General features: G+C 43.8%; 19 protein-coding genes. 16 read left to right on the top strand and 3 right to left on the bottom strand.

What is annotated here, in order from left to right; translation table 11 throughout:
- Positions 1-88 precede the first annotated feature (88 nt).
- The 9 genes from EP58_RS02960 (at position 89) to EP58_RS02920 (ending at position 4,866) form a co-directional block, all read left to right on the top strand.
- Positions 89-352 carry a phage holin gene (locus EP58_RS02960; RefSeq protein WP_036089860.1) on the top strand — a complete coding sequence of 88 codons (264 nt, stop codon included), beginning with the start codon at positions 89-91 and terminating at the stop codon, positions 350-352.
- The gene (locus EP58_RS17770; protein WP_036089857.1) at positions 349-1,197 is read left to right on the top strand and encodes an N-acetylmuramoyl-L-alanine amidase; all 849 of its coding nucleotides are present in this window, start codon (positions 349-351) and stop codon (positions 1,195-1,197) included. The genes EP58_RS02960 and EP58_RS17770 overlap by 4 nt, the downstream gene beginning before the upstream one ends.
- Positions 1,198-1,212: 15 nt before the next feature.
- Positions 1,213-1,725 carry an SH3 domain-containing protein gene (locus tag EP58_RS02950; RefSeq protein WP_036089856.1) on the top strand — a complete coding sequence of 171 codons (513 nt, stop codon included), beginning with the start codon at positions 1,213-1,215 and terminating at the stop codon, positions 1,723-1,725.
- A 560-nt stretch (positions 1,726-2,285) separates the two neighbouring features.
- The gene (locus EP58_RS02945) at positions 2,286-2,630 is read left to right on the top strand and encodes a hypothetical protein (protein ID WP_036089853.1); all 345 of its coding nucleotides are present in this window, start codon (positions 2,286-2,288) and stop codon (positions 2,628-2,630) included.
- Between the two features lie 15 nt (positions 2,631-2,645).
- Complete coding sequence (locus EP58_RS02940; protein ID WP_036089850.1) at positions 2,646-3,062, top strand: arsenate reductase ArsC; 417 nt, start codon at positions 2,646-2,648, stop codon at positions 3,060-3,062.
- A gap of 155 nt (positions 3,063-3,217) precedes the next feature.
- The gene (locus EP58_RS02935) at positions 3,218-3,817 is read left to right on the top strand and encodes a YdeI/OmpD-associated family protein (RefSeq protein WP_036089847.1); all 600 of its coding nucleotides are present in this window, start codon (positions 3,218-3,220) and stop codon (positions 3,815-3,817) included.
- A gap of 24 nt (positions 3,818-3,841) precedes the next feature.
- Positions 3,842-4,195 (top strand): hypothetical protein, encoded by a 354-nt coding sequence (locus EP58_RS02930; protein ID WP_036089844.1) that lies wholly within the window; start codon positions 3,842-3,844, stop codon positions 4,193-4,195.
- 13 nt (positions 4,196-4,208) lie between these two features.
- A complete protein-coding gene (locus EP58_RS02925) occupies positions 4,209-4,487 on the top strand; it encodes a hypothetical protein (protein WP_036089841.1) in 279 nt (92 codons plus the stop codon).
- Positions 4,488-4,608: 121 nt separating this feature from the next.
- Positions 4,609-4,866 carry a hypothetical protein gene (locus tag EP58_RS02920; RefSeq protein WP_036089839.1) on the top strand — a complete coding sequence of 86 codons (258 nt, stop codon included), beginning with the start codon at positions 4,609-4,611 and terminating at the stop codon, positions 4,864-4,866.
- A gap of 42 nt (positions 4,867-4,908) precedes the next feature.
- On the opposite strand, the gene EP58_RS02915 is transcribed toward EP58_RS02920, so the two are convergent.
- On the bottom strand, positions 4,909-5,337 hold the full coding sequence (locus tag EP58_RS02915) for an Lrp/AsnC family transcriptional regulator (protein WP_036089836.1): 429 nt from the start codon (positions 5,335-5,337) through the stop codon (positions 4,909-4,911).
- 370 nt (positions 5,338-5,707) lie between these two features.
- On the opposite strand from EP58_RS02915, the gene EP58_RS02910 reads away from it, so the two are divergent.
- The 5 genes from EP58_RS02910 to EP58_RS02890 all read left to right on the top strand — a co-directional run bounded on the left by EP58_RS02910 (position 5,708) and on the right by EP58_RS02890 (position 11,730).
- Positions 5,708-6,913: an MFS transporter gene (locus tag EP58_RS02910; protein WP_077917803.1), complete on the top strand. Its 1,206-nt coding sequence runs from the start codon at positions 5,708-5,710 to the stop codon at positions 6,911-6,913.
- Positions 6,910-8,196, top strand: coding sequence for a kynureninase (gene kynU / locus EP58_RS02905; protein ID WP_036089834.1), 1,287 nt, complete (start codon positions 6,910-6,912; stop codon positions 8,194-8,196). The genes EP58_RS02910 and kynU overlap by 4 nt, the downstream gene beginning before the upstream one ends.
- Positions 8,197-8,219: 23 nt before the next feature.
- On the top strand, positions 8,220-9,335 hold the full coding sequence (ald, locus tag EP58_RS02900) for an alanine dehydrogenase (RefSeq protein ID WP_036089830.1): 1,116 nt from the start codon (positions 8,220-8,222) through the stop codon (positions 9,333-9,335).
- A gap of 132 nt (positions 9,336-9,467) precedes the next feature.
- On the top strand, positions 9,468-10,373 hold the full coding sequence (locus tag EP58_RS02895) for an acetamidase/formamidase family protein (RefSeq protein WP_036089827.1): 906 nt from the start codon (positions 9,468-9,470) through the stop codon (positions 10,371-10,373).
- 1 nt (position 10,374) lies between these two features.
- Positions 10,375-11,730, top strand: a complete 1,356-nt coding sequence (locus EP58_RS02890; RefSeq protein WP_036089826.1) for an APC family permease — start codon at positions 10,375-10,377, stop codon at positions 11,728-11,730.
- A gap of 22 nt (positions 11,731-11,752) precedes the next feature.
- Here the strand turns inward: EP58_RS02890 and EP58_RS02885 are convergent, their stop codons facing one another.
- Positions 11,753-13,204: a sodium:solute symporter family protein gene (locus EP58_RS02885; RefSeq protein WP_036089824.1), complete on the bottom strand. Its 1,452-nt coding sequence runs from the start codon at positions 13,202-13,204 to the stop codon at positions 11,753-11,755.
- Complete coding sequence (locus EP58_RS02880) at positions 13,201-13,392, bottom strand: DUF3311 domain-containing protein (RefSeq protein ID WP_036089821.1); 192 nt, start codon at positions 13,390-13,392, stop codon at positions 13,201-13,203. The genes EP58_RS02885 and EP58_RS02880 overlap by 4 nt, the downstream gene beginning before the upstream one ends.
- Positions 13,393-13,546: 154 nt before the next feature.
- Here EP58_RS02880 and EP58_RS02875 point away from each other — a divergent pair, with 154 nt between their 5' ends.
- Entirely contained in the window at positions 13,547-14,107 is a 561-nt protein-coding gene (locus tag EP58_RS02875; protein WP_036089819.1) for a hypothetical protein, read from the top strand.
- A gap of 110 nt (positions 14,108-14,217) precedes the next feature.
- A complete protein-coding gene (locus tag EP58_RS02870; protein WP_036089816.1) occupies positions 14,218-14,568 on the top strand; it encodes a hypothetical protein in 351 nt (116 codons plus the stop codon).
- Positions 14,569-14,640 lie beyond the last annotated feature (72 nt).

The raw sequence follows: 14,640 nt of genomic DNA, 5'->3' as shown, positions 1-14,640 counted from the left end.
CAAACTAGGAGTTCATCGATGGGTAAACGGAAGATGCGCACGTTGTAAAAAGAAAAAATAGCTAGAATAAAAGAGCGGAGGCATAAAAATGAAAAAAATAAATTGGGGAGTGCGTTTTCATAATAAGACGTGGGTAGTTGCGATGATTGCAGCTACCTTTTTTGTTGTTCAAGCAATTTTATACGTATTTAATGTGACATGGGACTATAACGAGATATTGCAACGTGTAATTACAGTTATAACAGGGTTGTTCGCACTCTGGGGTCTGATTATAGACCCGACTACAGCAGGCGGGGCCGACTCTGAACAGGCTAAAAAGTATAAGACGCCTCGAAAGGATGTTGAAGAATGAAGAAAAAAGTATTTATTGATATTGGACACGGCGGCACTGATCCAGGAGCAGTAGCAAACGGATTAGTAGAGAAAGAAATGGCGCGAGTAACAGCGTATGCTGTAAAATATGAGCTTGAAAAATACGGCATTGAAACTTATTTATCACGTACGGGAGACTCATACCCTTCACTTAGTGAACGCTCTAATTCAGCGAATAAATGGGGCGCTGATTTGTTTGTATCGGTACATTACAACGCAGGCGGCGGAGACCGTGCCGAGGTAATTCATAGTATCGCGGGCGGTACAAGCAAAGTTCTAGCTCAACATATTATCGACGCGATTAAGGATGAAATGAAGCAAAACGTCGGCAGCATCCCGACATACTCGAAAAAAGGAAGCGACGGAAAGGATTATCATGCCGTTATTAGACAAACTAAAATGCCGGCGGTTATTGTGGAACCGGCTTTTATTGATTCTAATGATCGTTTTATTGTCGATACTGTACCGGAACAACAAGAAATGGGCCGCGCTATCGCACACGGGATTTTAAAAACATTAGGCATCGAATATAAAACAGCGGCAGAGAAACCGGAAACGCCTAGCAAAACAGAACCGAAGCCAACCGCGCCTAATCCTTACGCTGGGAAGAAACTTGTTTCTAAAACCAACGACCTACGTTTCTATGCTAAACCATCATGGGCAGATAAGGATGTTGTAGGTACCGTAAATAAAGGCCTTGGATTCCCTACTGTACTCGATAAAGTGAATGTGAATGGCAGCCTGCAATATAAAGTTCAAAATTCAAAAGGTAAGACGTTTTATATTACCGCGGCAGACAAGTACACAGAACTAAAAAATAAATAAGGAGGCTTATAGTTAATGAAGAAAATAGTTATAGCAACACTAGTGATTGTATTAATTTTTATGATACCAGTAACAGCACAGGCGACGATAATGAAAGAAGTTGTTACACAAAAACAAAATGTTTACAGTAAACAGAATGCTCGCGGGGAAATCGTCGGATACGTTTATCGCGGTTCTGTTGTAAAATACGACACGACGACTAAAAAAGTAATTTATCGTAATGTTAAAGGGTATTTGAATACAACGTACTATTTAGCACCAGCGAAAATAAATACATGGTGCGCCGCCGTAGTAACATCAGGAGCGCTAAACTTACGAGCTCAACCGAATACAAGCGGGAAAGTCATTACAACGCTAGCTAATAACGAAGTAATCCGCGTAAATACCGGAGCGATGAAAAACGGCTGGTATCCGGTAGCATATAATCGCGCAGGATATTGGAATTGGGAAGGCTGGATAAATTCAAAATATGTTGTGCGTGTTGACGGCTTTGGGTACGATTCGTTAGCTCAATTTTCAACACTATAAACGAAAGAAAGCCCTCGAATTAATTTTCGGGGGCTTTCTTTATTTCAATCGATAATGATATAATAGCATTGTGCTCATCCCGAGCATGAGACAAAAAGACACCAGAGTGCTAGCTGGTGTTTAACGGTGGCAAGTGATGAAATTCCACCCGCTTGCCACCGCTGTACAAAATACAAAAAAAGATAAAACAGAACGATTTAAGATTAAAACGAAAAATTAAACCTACATACTTATAGTAGAAACTCGGTAAAAAAGATAAAACAGAACGATTTAAAACGTAATAGAACAGCTTGGGCACAAACGACACATGTGGAGTGTGTGACGGTGCTACAAAGACAAATATAGAATAAAGGCACTGAGTATAGTTTATTCAGTGTCTTTTTGGTGGAAGAAAAAGCCCTCTAAGCTATTTAACTAACTCAAAGAAGCTCTCGTTTGAAATCAAATAAACTGGCAATACGTTACTTCCAATGTATAATAGAGTATAGAGCGTCATAAGATAATTGGAGGGTTAGCATGTCAATCTGTATGCTAAAAATCATGATAGGAGGCTTTGCATAGTGAATAAACAAGCTATTGCTGAATCATTCTCAATGGGACGCTTCGAGGAGATATATCCATATTTATCTGATTCCATTGAATGGCATATTATTGGTGAAGGTACGATCACAGGAATAGAAAACGTGATTGGTAAATGCGAGGAGACAAGTGCTTACTTTAAATCCGTGACTACAAAATGTGACATCAAAAATATAATTACACAAAACAATCAGGTTGTCATAAGCGGCCTGGCGTTTTTTGGGGAAAAGGATGAAATATCTTGTATCAATGCATGTGACATATATACATTTGATGACAGTGGTTTTATTCGGGAAATGGAGTCTTATTGTATCCCTATAAAATAAGGAAGAGGTGTTTAGATGACAAAAATTGCATTTATCTGTATTCATAATTCTTGTCGCTCGCAAATGGCAGAAGCATGGGGAAAAGTAGTACTAGGTGATATTTCAGAAGTGTATTCCGCTGGTACCGAAGAATATCCAGAAGTAAAACCGTTAGCAGTTGTTGCTATGAATGAAGTTGGGATAGATACTTCTGAGCAACATCCAAAACTATTGAAGGATATTCCTCAAAAACTTGATATTTTAATTACGATGGGTTGCGGAGTAGAGTGTCCTTATGTACCAGCCAAGTACCGTGAGGATTGGGGTTTAGATGATCCTAGCGGTGGAACAATAGAAGATTTTCGTGTTACCCGTGATTTAATTGAAACAAGAGTCAACACATTAAGAGATAGGATATTGAATGGAGATATTAAGGACAAACTTATGGATTAAATCCTGTTTATATTAAGGGAAGTGTACGGCAACCTAAAAGATAGAACAGTAATCTTGATTTGAGCTAAACTTTTCAGCCAAATTTGCAAGTCCTCCTAAATTAAGTTAAAATAACACGTGATACAGTATAGAATTTTAGAGTGAGGTGTTCTTTGATGGCAGCAGGTGAAATGACGCCTAAAGTGGATGAGTACTTGGGTAAAGCGAAGAGGTATAAGGACGAATTTGCAGAATTGAGAAGAATGGCGCTGGAATGTGGTGTAACGGAAGATATTAAATGGAAAAATATTTGTTTCATGTCTGAGGGCAAGAATGTTTTTTTGATACATGGTTTTAAGGAGTATTTTGCGATTTTATTTATGAAGGGTGTGCTGTTTAAGGATCCGAATGGTATTTTAATTCAGCAAACGCCGAATGTGCAGTCGGCGCGCCAGATTCGGTTCACGAGTTTGGAGCAGGTTGTGGAGATGGAGCCAATTATTAAGGCTTACATGGAGGAAGCGATTGCCGTTGAGAAATCGGGGGCGGAAGTGGAATTTAAACAGCAGGAGGAAGTTGGAATTCCAGAAGAGTTGCAGCGGAAATTCGATGAAATGCCGGCTTTTAGAGAGGCTTTTGAGGGATTGACTCCGGGGCGTCAGCGGGCGTATATTTTATTTTTTGCGGCGCCGAAACAAGCGAAAACACGGGAGTCGCGGATTGATAAGAATGTTGACCGGATTATGGATGGTATTGGGTTGAACGATCGCTTTTAATAGAGACTTGAGGAGGCTATAAAAATGAAAAAATTATTCGATGAAACGCATGAATCGGAGGCTCGCTATTATCGCACGGTTTGGTATGGTTATGTCGAAGGGGATCTAGACGCGGCGCTGCAAGAAGCCATCGTGTCGACGGTGCAAACGGATCTGGCGCAAAAATCAGAGAATGCACCAACTGCGACGCATTGGGTGTTTTATGGTGGCGCTACGAGCAAGGATGCGATTGGTGACACGGTTCGTCCAACGCTAATGATTCGCTATCGTGATGGCGAATTTGTGAGCAATTATAGCATGAGTGATTTTGATTTTGTGATTGCTTTTGATATGATTATGGCTTTTAAAGAGAAGTTAGATAGACAACTAAACGCATAGGGGTGCGGATTTTGTGATTACGGTTAGCCAATTGTTTTGGTTTGTACTCGTGGCTTTAGCCTCGCATGTCTTTGATTTCATACCGAAAAATAAAGGACGGGCGTGGATTACGATGCTTGTTCTGGCGCTGCGGATTTACTGGGCGATTTTTTGGCTCGGAATGGGTGTGCAGGCGACGGTTATCTTGGTTGCTTTTGAGATGATTACGGTGTTTATTGCCGCGATTTATACGGCTTTGACCAAGGATGAGCGAGTGGGTTATAAAGTGAGCGGGTACTTTTCAAAAAAATAAGGAATGTGACACTGTACGAAATTTTGTATGGTGTTTTTTTGTATGGTGTTTTTTTGTTTGGCGTGTTCATTTTTGTGGTAAAAGGCTTATATACCTATAATTAGCGAGGGGTGATGGTACTATGCGGGAACTTCATTTTCAAGAAAAGATGGATGGTTTTCAGATTCGATTAGTGTCCGAGAGTACGAAGATGTATACGCACATTACAATCATTGCTAGAAATGATGAGGGGGAAGGTTTTCGGCACAGCACGAAATACATGACGTTCTTTTTGCATCCGGAGGTCATGTTGGGGCGGGCTACAAAGACGTTTAATCGTAAAAATCCTTATGGTATCACGTTTGATTGGACAAGGAAAGCAGATATTATATTGGAATAGGCAGGTGTGCGGAAGCTTCTCATTTTTGGGAAGCTTTTTTGATTAGTCGATAAAGCGATTCTCCAGTGTGGTTTCTAAAATCATGGTGCTCGTGACATCGGAAAAGGTCATCCATTCGGCAATTAGGAGTTTCATTTCGCTGGTATCTTTGACGGAAGCTTTGATTAGGTAGTTTGATTTGCCGAGTACAATATGGATTTCGGTGATGTTTGGATATTTTTTTAGCTCGGCTTCGATTTGTGGGGCGGGCCATTTAATGTTGCTAATTTCACTGAAAAAGGAGATCTGATGCCCCATTTTTTGCTGGGATGGGAGTATTGTAAAGTTCTTGATGACGCCTTGTTCGACGAGTTTATCGATACGTTCTTTGACACTTGGGCGGCTGAGACACACTTTTTGTGAGAGTTCGACAATTGAGATGCGAGCGTTTTCATGAAGTAGTTTGAGTAATTGGTGGTCGATTTGATCCATCTGGTATTCCTCCTCATTATATGGCTATGCTTCTTTATTATATAGGAAGGTTGGCGGATTTTCTATTATTTTTTAGGATGGGGTCTAGGGAATATGAAACTATTTCACATACTCAGGAAGGTTGAGATAAAATGAAAGTGAGTGATATCAGTCTTGTTGGATGTTTTTTTGAAAAGGTGCCTCCACATTGTGAAATATAGGAGGATATTCTTTCGATTTGTACGAGATATACGTGAAAACGCTTCATATTTACATATACATTTTTTGGAGGGGAAGGCTATAATGGAGGTGTCTTAAGATAACGTGAAAAAACACAGGCCAGTGTGAAAAATGAATGATAACGCTTACTTACGAAGGAATGGGGACGCTTATGTTAAAAAGCAGATGGAGCAAGTTTGCTGTTTTATATTTTGGGGCGGTGGCGGTTTCGCTTAGCCAGCTTAAGGTCGTACCAGTGATGAAGCAACTAGCGACGGAGACGGGGATGCCGGTTTCCGATATTTCATGGTTGATGTCGATTTTCACGATTTCTGGAATTTTCCTCGCGATTCCTGGGGCGACGTTGTTGACGAAATTTGGCGCGAAGCAGTTGGCGGTTGTTTTGATGGGGTGTTTGGCGCTTGGCAATGTAATGGGGGCGTTGACTTCTAATTTTACACTGCTTTTGATTAGTCGGGCGGTGGAAGGTGTCGCTTTTTCGATGATTATTATGGTTGGAATTGTGTTGATTAATTATTGGTTTCCTGAGGAGAAAGCGGGGACGCCGATTGGGGCGTTTGGCATTTTTTCTGCGGTGGGGTCGTTGATTGGTATGAATGTGACATTGCCGATTGTGGAGCAGCTGGGATTGAAGAGTGTCTGGTGGATTCTGGCGGGGATTGCGTTGTTGGCGGTTGTGTTGTTTCAGTTGTTGCTGGATGGGCCGCCGAAAGAGAGTGCAGCGGCGAGGAAGGCTGGGAATGTGTCGCTTATGGAGGCGCTTCGAAATGGCCGGACGTGGTTATTGGCGCTGGCGCAGGGTTGTATGGCGTTTGTTCTATTTACGTTTATTACGATTTATCCGCAGTTGTTTACTGATTTCTATGGGTTATCGACGGAAAGTGCGAATTTTTATGCGAGTTTGTTTGGGCTTTTTGGGATTCCTTTTGGTGTGATGGCTGGATATTTGGTGGATCGGACGGGGAAACCGGAGTTGTTGACGTTTGTGTCGTATATTTTGTTAACGCTTTCGTGTATTACCACGACGTTTTTAAACAGTGGATGGTACGTGGTGCAACTGTTTGTCTTGTCGGGAAGTGTCGGGTTGGTTTCGTGTATCATCATGATTATGGCTTCGAGGTTCGTGAAACGCAAGGCGCTGATTGGCTATAGTGTGTCGTTTATTAACATGATTTATTATATCGGCATCGTTGTCGGAGCACCACTTGTGCTGAAAATAATTGAAAAATCGGGTTGGCAAGCGGGGATGAACCTGTTGTCGATTGCTGCGGGAATTGGAACGGTATCCATTTTTGTGTTGTTATTGATGCGGCAACCTGAGCGGGCAAGTCAGAAATTAATGGAAGGGGAAAAATGATGATGAGAAATTTTGAGGATAGTTTAGAATTTGCTAGAAAAAAAGATGAGGAAGATGTGCTGAATGGGATGCGCGAACGGTTTTGCATTCAGCCTGGAGAGCTTTATATGGATGGGAATTCGCTTGGTATGGCCTCGAAGGACGCGAAGGAATCGTTGTACCATGTGATTGATCTTTGGGAAAAGCATGGAATTAATATTTGGGAAGTGGAGAATAGTAAGTATTTTCTTTATCAAAATTTCCTCGGGGATCGTGTGGCGAAGTTGATTGGTGCGAAGGCGGATGAAGTCACGATTATGACGAATACCACGATTAATATTCATAAGGGGATTAGTACGTTTTACCATCCAACGAAGGAGCGGTATAAGATTCTGGTGGATGATTTGAATTTCCCAACGGATCGGTATGCGATTGATTCGCAGGTAAAATTGAAGGGCTATGATCCGAAAGATGCAGTGAAAGTTGTGAAAAGCGTGGATGGGCGATTGATTGATGAGGATGCGATTATTGAAGCGATGACGGAGGATGTTCTGATTTGTTTCTTGCCGGCAGTATTGTACCGAAGCGCGCAATTACTTGATATGGAACGTGTGACGGCGGAAGCGCATAAGCGTGGCATCATTATTGGCTGGGATTTGTGTCACTCGATTGGGTCAGTTCCGCATGATTTTGCTGCGATAGATCCGGATTTTGCGGTTTGGTGTAGCTACAAGTATTTGTCGGCGGGGCCGGGCGCGATTGCTGGATTTTATTTGAACTCGCGTCATTTTGATAAGGAGCCTGGGCTTACGGGTTGGTTTGGAAATAAGAATGAGACGCAGTTTCAGTTGCGCCATGAGTTTGATAAGGATCCGACGGCGCATGGTTGGCAAACGGGGACGCAGCCGCTGTTTTCGATGGCTCCGATGGAAGGTATCCTGAATATTTATGAGGAGGCTGGGATGGATCGGATTAGGGCGAAGTCGCTAGATATTACGGCGTACTTGATGTATTTGATTGAGGAAAAACTCAGTCCGTACGGTTATTCGATTGGGAATCCGCGGGAGGATAGTAAGCGTGGCGGGCATGTTTGTTTAGAGCATGAGGAGGCGTATCGGATTTGTAAGGCGCTAAAAGATAATCACGTTATTCCTGATTTTCGTGAGCCGAATGTGATAAGGCTGGCACCTGTTGCGCTCTATATTTCTTATGAGGAAGTCTACAATCTGATTGGTATTTTAGCGGATATTGTGGAAACGAAAGCGTATGAAAAAATGAGCCACGAACGGTCATTGGTCGTATAATTTAAAAATGGGAGGAATGGGTTATGCGGATAGGTGTGCCAAAAGAGATTAAGAACAATGAGAATCGGGTCGCGATGACGCCGGCTGGTGTTTTTAATTTAGTAAAGCAAGGACATGAAATCGTGGTGGAATGCGGTGCGGGCGTCGGATCTAGTTTTCCAGATGAGGAATATGTTGCGGCAGGAGCGTTGATGGAGGCGGATGTGGCGCAGGTTTGGCGTTCGGATATGGTGATGAAGGTGAAGGAGCCGTTGCTTGAGGAGTACGAACGTTTTAGTGAAGGCCTGATATTATTTACGTACTTGCATTTGGCGGCAGAACCGGAATTAACGGCGGCTTTACTTGAAAAAGGCGTGACGGCTGTGGCGTATGAAACGATGGTTGGCGCGGATGGTTCGTTGCCGCTGTTGACACCAATGAGTGAGGTTGCGGGACGGATGGCAGCACAAGTTGGGGCGCAGTTTTTGGAGAAACCACGGTCTGGGAAAGGTATTTTGCTTTCGGGTGTACCGGGCGTGGAACGTGGCAAGGTCGCGATAATTGGCGGCGGTGTGGCGGGTGCGAATGCGGCTAAAATTGCGATCGGACTGGGTGCCAATGTGACGATTTTGGATATTAGTGCGAAACGTTTGGCGCAATTGGACGATATTTTTGGGAATGCGATTCAGACGTTGGTTTCCTCGCCATATACTATTGCGGAGGTTGTGAAGGAGGCAGATTTAGTGATTGGAGCTGTGCTGATTCCAGGAGCGAAGGCACCGAAATTGGTTACCGAAGCGATGGTGAAAACGATGAAACCTGGCGCCGTGCTTGTGGATATCGCGGTGGATCAGGGCGGGATTTTTGCTACAACGGATAAAGTGACGACGCATGATGATCCCGTTTATGCGAAATTTGGCGTGGTGCACTATGCCGTGGCAAACATGCCTGGTGCGGTTCCGCGAACGTCTACGCTGGCGCTGACGAATGTGACAATCCCTTACGCGGCGCAAATTGCGAATCTTGGTATCGAGGCGGCGGCGCTTGCGAATCCTACTATTTTGACAGGGATTAATACGTATCGGAAACAAATCACGATGGAGGCGGTTGCGAAGGGTCAGTCGCAAAGCTACACGCCGATTTCAGAAGTGATTGCATAGAATGATAAGCTAGACATGGATGTGCGTATTCTGTGTCTAGTTTTTATGTTCGCAATTGTCAAAAATCTACATTGACAAACGGCGAATTTAGCTATAAGATAGATGCATTCAAGTGGAGAGGGTGACATAGAAATGGTACAGATAATTAAAAAAGGTGCGCCGATTTATGCGATGGACAAAGCGAATCAAGCAATCGCAACGGCAAAAGATGGCGACCGGCTTATTTTTGAAGCGTATGACTGTTTTGAGGACCAAATTACTGACGAACATGGCGCATTCGAAAAGTTGGATTGGAATCGGATTAATCCTGCGACTGGACCGGTTTATGTGGAAGGCGCAGAGATTGGTGATATTCTCGCGGTGACGATTGAGAAATTGGATATTGGTGACACGGCGACGCTATTTACGGGACCTGATTCGGGCGTGATGGGTGATGAGTTGACGGAGAACACGATTCGCCGACTTCCGATTGAAAACGGCGCGATTAAGTTTTCAGAAAAGATAGATATACCGCTGAATACGATGATTGGTGTGATTGGAACGGCGCCAGCTGGGAATGCGGTCTCGTGTGGAACGCCGGACGCGCACGGTGGGAACATGGATTGTAAGGAGATTGGCGAAGGAACGACGCTATTTTTACCGGTAAATGTGGCGGGTGCTTTGCTTGCGATGGGTGATTGCCATGCCGCGATGGGAGACGGTGAAGTTTCGGTTTGCGGAGCGGAAGTGCCTTGTGATATCACGGTGACGGTGAACGTTATCAAAAATAAGGATTGGCCGACGCCATTTTTGATTCGTGATGGGAAGTTAGCGACGATTGCTTCTGCGAAAACGTTAGACGAGGCAAGCGTGATGGCAACGAAACAGATGGTTCATTTTGTGGAGCAGTACACGGATTTGTCCAAAGGGAACGCGACACATTTGTTATCTCTTGCGGCTGATTTGCGGGTTTGCCAAGTTGTTGATCCAAATAAAACGGCGCGAATGGAATTACCACTTACGTATCTTACAAAATGGAGCACAGAGGAGCTGAACTAAGATGGCACAACCAGAAAAAGGGAGTTTGGAGTCATTTGGCTACAAGCAGGAATTAAAGAGAACGTTAACATTGAAAGATTTAGTTATTTACGGCCTGATTTTTATGGTCCCGATAGCACCGTTCGGAATTTACGGGGAAGTAGTAACAGCATCGAAGGGAATGATCGTACTTACATATATGATTGGTATGGTTGCGATGTTGTTCACGGCGCTTAGTTACGGCTCGATGTCGCGAGCTTTTCCAATCGCTGGTTCGGTGTACGCCTATGCGCAGCGTGGTATTAACAAAACAGTCGGATTTCTCGCTGGCTGGATGATTTTGCTGGATTATGTTTTTGTACCGGCGCTACTCTATGTAGTTTCGGCGAATTCGTTAAAAGCGATTGTCCCTGATGTGCCGGTTTGGATTTGGCTGGTAATCTTTATTTTGGTGAACAGTTGGATTAATATTCGTGGTATTGCATTTACGGCGCGGGCGAACATTATTTTCCTTGTCGGCGAATTGATTGTACTCGCGATTTTCATTGCGGTTGGCGTGGTTGCGATTTCAAATGGTGCGGGTGATGGCGTGACGATGAAGCCGATTTATAATGCCGCTGATTTTAACTTGCCGTTTGTGATGACTGCGGTTTCGGTCGCGGTGCTTAGTTTCCTAGGTTTTGATGGCATTAGTACGCTTGCCGAGGAGACGAAAGGTGGCAATAAGACGGTCGGAAAAGCGATTTTGTGGGCGCTGATGTTGGTCGGATTCTTATTCATCATTCAGACGTACATTGCGGCGCTGATTCATCCGGATTATCTCAATTTTGATAATATTGACACGGCTTTTTACCAAATTGCAGGAGAAGCTGGCGGGCCGTTCTTGAAAAATGTAACGATTATCGCGACGATTCTTTCCTGGGGCTTCGCAAACGCACTCGCAGCACAGGCCGCTATTTCACGGATTCTATTCGGAATGGCGCGCGATCAGAATTTACCGAAATTCCTCGCAAAAGTGCATCCTCGTTTCCAGACGCCATATTTGAGCACGCTCATGGTTGGTTTTGTATCGCTGGTTGTCGGACTTATCTTTGTAAATGATATCGGTATACTATCATCAATCGTTAATTGTGGGGCGTTGACAGCGTTTCTGGTGATTCACGTTTCGGTGGTTTACCATTACATCATCAAAATGAAATCGAAAAACTACCTGCTACACTTGGTGGTGCCAGTAATTGGCTTCTTGATTATTCTATATGTGATGATTAATCTGGATAACTTGGCCAAAATCATCGGTGTTTCATGGCTTGCTGCCGGGGTTGTGTACTACACGATTCTACGCTTGACGAAAAAGAAAACGACGATTGATATGGATTAAAGACAAAAACGCAGACAGCTTTTTAAGCCATCTGCGTTTTTTTGCGTGTTAGTAAGCTCACGATTAGCGTTACGACAATGTTTGCGACTAGAGGCAGGAAGCCAATGTTGATATCGCTAATCGCGGTTGGCACGCCAGGAAGTAGCGTCGCGAGTGTCATACTGTAGTTACTGATGAAAATGGTAATCAAGATACCGACGATAATGCCAGCGAGCGCGCCTTGCTTTGTCACGGGGTTACGCTTCATTAGACTGGCAAATAGCGACGGACAAAGCTGTACAATCAAGCTATAGCCGACTTGCAGAATCGCAGCTAACGCATTTCCACCTTGAAAAACGAATAGACAGGAAATAATCGCGAGGACTGGGACGCAAAACTTGGATAAGCTCGCAATTTTTGCGTCGGGTGTATCGGGTTTATAGCTGTAAATGATGTTTTTTGTTAGCAGAGTCGCCGCGCTCATGAGGAGCATCGAGCCTGGAACGAGGGCGGTGAGCATGCCTGCCGCGCCAATGATACCAACGAACCACGGATCAAATGTCTTCATCGCGAGTTGTAATAAGGCAAGATCGCTCGCGTCACCTTCAAGTCCTGGAACCTGCAAAACAGCGGTAAGTCCGATAAAAATAACAAATAAGAGCATTAATGTATAGATGGGACTAATAATCGCGTTTTTACGGAAGGTTCGGGCGTTTTTGGCAGTGAATGTCGACGCAAAAACTTGTGGCCACATGTAGAAACCAAGCACGTAAAATAGGACGGTCGAGATGAACCAAGTCACGGTGTATGTCGTATGCGGAAACGTGAGTAGTTCGGGTTTTACTGCCGCAATTTGGTCGAACATTTGGCCGATACCGCCGTAATAATGAATTGGTAAATAGATGCCCATGAAGACGATAACCGCCAGAATCATGAAGTCTTTTAGAACCGCAATCCAAGCGATGCCGCGAATACCGGAGATGACGGAATAAATGATGATCGCGATGGTTCCGACGACAACAGCAACTTTCATTGGAATCGCGCCGTAAGATGTCAGGGAAACGATGATGCCGAGTCCTTTTAATTGGATGACCACAATCGGAATAATCGCGATGACACCAACGACTGCAACAACCACGCCGAGCAGATTACTGTTGTATTTTTTCGCGAAAAAGTCGGATTGGGAGACGAGTCGATGCTTGTGTGCGTATTTCCAAATGAGCGGTAATAAAAAGTAGGACGTGACGTAAGATAGGGCGATATAAACCATGACGTAGACTGCGGAAATCCCTTTGGAGTAGGCCCAGCCGCTTCCGCCGAGAAAGGAAAACGTGGTGTAAACTTCGCCTGCGGTGAGTAGAAATACAAAGACGGTGTTGAAACTGCGTCCGCCGACTGCCCAGTTTTCGAGGTTCATTTTCTGCTTTTGGCGTGCCCTGATTCCGATGACTAAGGTAAGTAGGAAAAAAGCCGTTAAAATGAGGAGTGCGGTCATTGTTCTTCCCCCTTATTTTGTTTATCGAAATGGTAGACGATGCCTAGAATGCAGGTGGAGAGTAGGATTCCCGCGGCAACCCAGAATAGATTGAACGGCATGCCAAGCACCATCGGCTGAATTCGGTTGGCAAATGGCATTCCGACTAGTATAAAAATAAATGGAATAATGAGCAGTAACTTAACCATGATAATCCCTCTTTCCCTAATTGAAAACTGCTTTCATCTTACAATACTGGGCAGTTTTTTTCAATGGTGGGATGGCTTTTGTTTTCGGGCTGGCTTTGGTAGAATAAGATTGTATAAAGAATCACAAATAAAGCGTGAAGAGGAGACGAATAGAATGGCAATTGACATGTATTTTGATGATTCGGAAGTTGGGCCAGACCGCAAGACGAGTCATCCGCATTTTGTGGCGCATTTTAAATCGGATTTTTATTTCGATTGTGGGGACGAGGAAGCGCCATTTGGCAGTGATGAGGGCGCTGATGTACTGGTCGCATTGGAGGAATTTTTTCAGGATAAGGAAGTGGAGGGGATTAGTTTATCCGATTTTCCACGGCATATTGTAGAGGATCAGTGGGGCATGACGTATTTTGCTCCGAAAGATATGGATGAAGGGTCGCTTGCTAAATTGGTTGCGGCGAACGAGCAGGATGTTTGGCAGTCGAATCGAGTTGTTTTGGCAACAGCGTTTGGACAAATTAAAATCACGGGGTATATTATCCCAGCGCTCAAAGACATGGCGCACGATGCTCTTGGACGAATGAAAGCGATGAACGACTTGTTGGGGCATGAGGATGAATTCGGTTACTATGACAAAATGTTGTATGATTTGATGACATTTGATAAGACATACGTATCCGTGTTGCCAGATCTTTGGTGTAAGAGATGTCAGATATAAGCGGGGAATGACATGATTTCTGGGGGAGCTTCTTTAGTATAGTTAGGAAACATAAAAAATTGACTTACCCTATTAAGTAGGGTATACTAAAAGAAAGCGAGACGAAGAATATGCATCTAACCAGAGAATTTGTTTACGTTGATGAGTTTGATAGTAGCACCAAGAAGTTAGGATTTACGAGCGAAGATTACTATAATCTCGAGCAAATACTGCTGTCTGAACCTAAGAAAGGCGTTGTTTTGAAGGATACGAATGGACTTAGGAAATTTCGTTATTCTAAGATAGACGCTAAAGGTGGCAAGAGTGGTGGATTTCGGATTTTTTATGTGGATATCGAGAGCCATCATTTGATTCTGCTGATTACGATGATAAATAAGCGCGAGGCAGATAACCTTACCGACGCACAGCGCAAGCAACTCGGCAAGTTTGTGTCGCAATTGAAGGAATTATATCTCGAATGAGTCTAGTGGTAGTAAGTCAAGTGAAAAGGAGTAGTTATTCGAGTAAAAACTTCGTTTTAAGACCGAACAAAA

Origin of the sequence: Paenilisteria newyorkensis, from assembly GCF_000766145.1 — a bacterium.
Taxonomy (GTDB): domain Bacteria; phylum Bacillota; class Bacilli; order Lactobacillales; family Listeriaceae; genus Listeria_A; species Listeria_A newyorkensis.
Note: the sequence above shows the minus strand (reverse complement) of the source record. Positions and strands in the feature narration are given on the sequence as shown.